Raw genomic sequence first — 3,783 nt, forward strand, 5'->3', positions numbered from 1 at the left:
AAGTCAGTGATCAGCTTGTTGTAGATGGTCAGGTTTGGGGCAAGCACGAAAAAATTGTTTAGCCCATGTGCGACATGCAGATATGCGATGAACGCACCCATAAGACGTGTCTTGCCGACACCGGTTGCCAGCGCGAAACATATTGAGGGGAACTCCCGCTCAAACTCGGTTATGGTCGGAAACTCGCTACGGATGGCACTCAGGGCAATATCAAGGTCGACACCCTTCCTCGGAGGCACGATCTCAGTGATCCGGTTGAGAATTTCGAGCGATCGCCGCTGCGGTGGGCGAAGGCTCAGGCGGCCGGCGATTGCGTTGACATGCCGGTTCATCACTTACCTCCCTCATTTCCAAACAGGTCTGCTTGCCGCTTAGTGACCCCAGCAACTGTCGCGACGTCCGGCTTGTCCATTTGGAGAGCTTTTGGCAGGTTTTCGACATTCAGACTATAATCATCATGGCCCCACTCACAGCGGTTTTTGATGTGGTTGGGGATCTTCTTGATGGTAAGGTTCGAGAACACCCCGGGGTTTCCGCGGAATGCTGAGCAGAGGACAAGCAGTGAACGATCCGGCCCAACTTCATCGCTCAAATGCGAGAGTTGATCTTGATTGAACGTCTGGGTTGTCACATAGATAAAGTCGCGCTCTGTTGACGAACCGTGCTGCCAGTAGACGCTTTCGCTAGGGGCGTAGGTGAAGCCCTCCAACTTACAAAGCGCCTCCGCCAGCATCGCCGCATTATAAGCTTTGCTGATAACTTCACGGCCATAACGATCGATTTCAAGCAGCGATGGCGCTATCTTGAAGTAGCGGAACCCGCCTCCACCTTGCCAGCCAACCGCTTCAGTTACTCCGCCTGCGTCCTCGCCATCAATGACCTTTTTGAGGCGCGGGATGATGTGTGTATGGCAGTGCTCCCCCAGTTCGACCATGATCCAGCGTCGACCCATCTTGTGCGCGACGGCTCCGGTAGTACCCGACCCGGCAAAGGAGTCGAGAACTAAGTCGCCGAAATTCGTCGAGATATTCAAGATTTTGTGGAGAAGGCGTTCTGGTTTTGGAGTAACAAACGAAGTATCTCCCGGAAACAGGGATCGCATTTCGTTCTTTGATGTTCTGTTGCTGCCAACATCGTTTTTCGACCATAGAGTCCTAGGAACTAGGTCCCCGACTTCTGAAAGGTATCTCTTAATACTCGGGCGCGCGTCTCCCTTTGGACCCCACCAGATACGGCCATTGGCATCGAACTCTCTAAACTTCGCTTCGGAGATACGCCAATACCGTCCAGGCGGCGGCGAAAAAACACGACCGGTCGGCCCTGTAATTTTGTACTGTCCCTTTGAGTATGGTTTGTTGGCAAAGGGATCGCCCGGTAGCCATGGCCCAAGTTCATCATCGTCTTGATTGGAATAGATCGAGTTTGCCTCTTCCGTGCGCTCAAGGCGCCTTGGCACCCATTCTGGATTCTTTGAAAAGACAAGAATGTGGTCGTGATCTGTTGAAAATTGACGTGCGGAATTTCGCGGCGAGTCGGCCTTTTCCCAGATCAAATTTGCGACAAAATTCATTCTCCCAAACACTTCGTCGCACAAGATTTTCAGATAATGTGCCTCATTGTCGTCAATTGTGATCCAGAGAGATCCGTCTTCCGACAACAGGTGTCGGATTAACTCTAACCGATCTCTCATTAAGGACAGCCAAATCGAGTGTTCAACACCGTCGTCATAGTGCTCGAACGCGCTCCCAGTATTGTAAGGCGGGTCGATGAAGACGCACTTGACCTTGCCCGCGAACTCTTGCTCTAGCGCCTTTAACGCAAGCAGGTTGTCACCGAAAATCAGACGATTGTCGAAAATATCGTCGTCACCGACACGATGCGAGGAACGGTAAGATTTGACAGGATCTTCCAGCAGAACCCGCGGCTCCAGCCGAGGCCGGTTCTCCTTGCCAACCCATGTCAATTCGAGTTTGGTTTTCTTGGTCATGTCAAATTTCCGATCTGCGGCGCCTTCATCGCGAGGTAAGAAAAAAGGGCCTGCGGATATAGCTCGCCAGGAGTTACTTTTGCTCTAAGAGGCACAATGGCTGGATCGGTGGCCAAGCCGAAATGGGCGATCATCGTGTCGCGAAGCAGCGGAATGGCTTCCGCTTGGTTTCGGAAGAGGGCCAGGGGTCCCTTGGCAACCGTCTGCGGTTGAACGACGTTCCACAGCGTTTGTCGTAGAGCATCGAATTCCAAGCTCAAGGCAGTCGCGAGCTTGCTGTCATCGATTAACGTTGCGCCATCTACTACCTTGGTAAGGCGCTTCGCGAGAATGAAACCCAAGCCAAATACGCCATGCTTATAGGTGAGTTTCTCAACCCCAGTGGAGGTCGCCACTTCGGTCACAATTCGCTTCTGCAGATAGCGAAATAGCCGCACAGCGTTGGCTAGCTGGAATGCCGTCAACCTCGACGTGAATAGCGCCTTGTAGGGAGCGCGTTCGGTATCCAGTAGCTGCGCCGGCTCCTTCTTGAGCCAGACCGCGAACCTTGGATCCGGCTGCATTAACGCCAGCGCATGTGCAGCCTCATCGATCCGGATGCAGTTGGGATCATGCGTCCCGTCCGGCCCTTCAGCTTTGTAGGCATAGTGGATCCCCAGTAGCGCGAGGTCGCGACGCAGGCGCTCCTGTTGATCATCAAGTGCCGCAAAGTTGGCCAGCAGCACCGGATTCTGATGGTTGCGGGCTCGAGTTACAGCCTTCCCAAACTCGCTGTCACCATCCGCTTTGATGAGGGTAATCAGGACACGGACGTTGGAAATATCGTGGTTGGGGTTATTTTGAACGAACCGAGCGGAAGATGCGATCGTCTGTGCTCCATTGATGACAGACACACCCGTGAGTTTCAGGCGCTTGCCCGCTTTGCGGTTTTCCTTTGGATCGATCCGCTCACAAAGGGCGGTCACGCCATTGTTCAGGTAGACAAATTTCTCCGGATGGCTGGCGAGCGTTCCCTGGATTGCTGTATTAACCTCGGTCGTCTGGCCGAGGAACGTTCTGATATTTTTCGCGTAAAGAGCTTTGTCATGTATCGCGTGCAGCTTTACGAGCTCGGAGACCGGCACGAAACCAAAATACGTCTGTCTGGGCGCCGACTCAGATGACCAAGGCTGCAAGACCAATGTTGCGTCAACGCGGGGATATGCCTGTGCCGTCTGAAGATCAGCTACGACCCGGATGGCGTCGTAATCTGTTACGGGTCCCTTGAAGCGTTCCTCACCATGGGTATCATCGGCAATCAAATCAGCGACCGCCGTCTTTGCATGCAAGCTAATCCCCGACCCTGTATGCGCAATCACAAGCTCGACGTGCGAGCATGACGTGACCGCATCCTCGAGCTCTGTCTGCCGCTTGATTACGTTTGCGTTGAACCCTACGAAATCCTGGCTGACCAATTTACGGACGCCCTGGCAGAATGCGAGTGCCTCTTCCTGACTGAACGTCTCCGAAGTTTTGAGTTTGGCTTGGACGATGAAGAGGGTTTCTGAGGCCGCGTGGTAGTAGACCGCATCTATTCCATAGTCGTCAAAATCATCTACAACAGATGCTGCGGCCTCTTTCGGCAAAATGTCGCACAGCTTCGATATAGTAAAGGCAGCGAACGCCCGGGATAGATTCTTCCTTGCCTGTTGTTCAGTAAGCTTCCTGGTATCGAGCAGCGGCGGTAAATGCGGAACGAAGTCCGTCGCAAGGACCTTCTCTAGCAGAGAGGTGTGGTGTACACTGAGCGGAGCCAT

The 3,783-nt window shown here is 53.4% G+C and carries 3 protein-coding genes; all 3 read right to left on the minus strand.

Annotated elements, in window-relative coordinates; all coding sequences use genetic code 11:
• Nucleotides 1–332, minus strand: a 332-nt coding sequence (locus tag AC5JJ6_RS03390; RefSeq protein WP_496040694.1) for a DEAD/DEAH box helicase family protein, incomplete at its 3' end; no start/stop codon positions are given.
• A complete protein-coding gene (locus tag AC5JJ6_RS03395) occupies nucleotides 332–1,987 on the minus strand; it encodes a site-specific DNA-methyltransferase (protein ID WP_496040695.1) in 1,656 nt (551 codons plus the stop codon). The genes AC5JJ6_RS03390 and AC5JJ6_RS03395, both read right to left, overlap by 1 nt.
• On the minus strand, nucleotides 1,984–3,783 hold a 1,800-nt coding region (locus AC5JJ6_RS03400; protein WP_496040696.1), incomplete at its 5' end, for an AIPR family protein. The genes AC5JJ6_RS03400 and AC5JJ6_RS03395, both read right to left, overlap by 4 nt.

This window comes from Skermanella sp. (genome assembly GCF_059503625.1).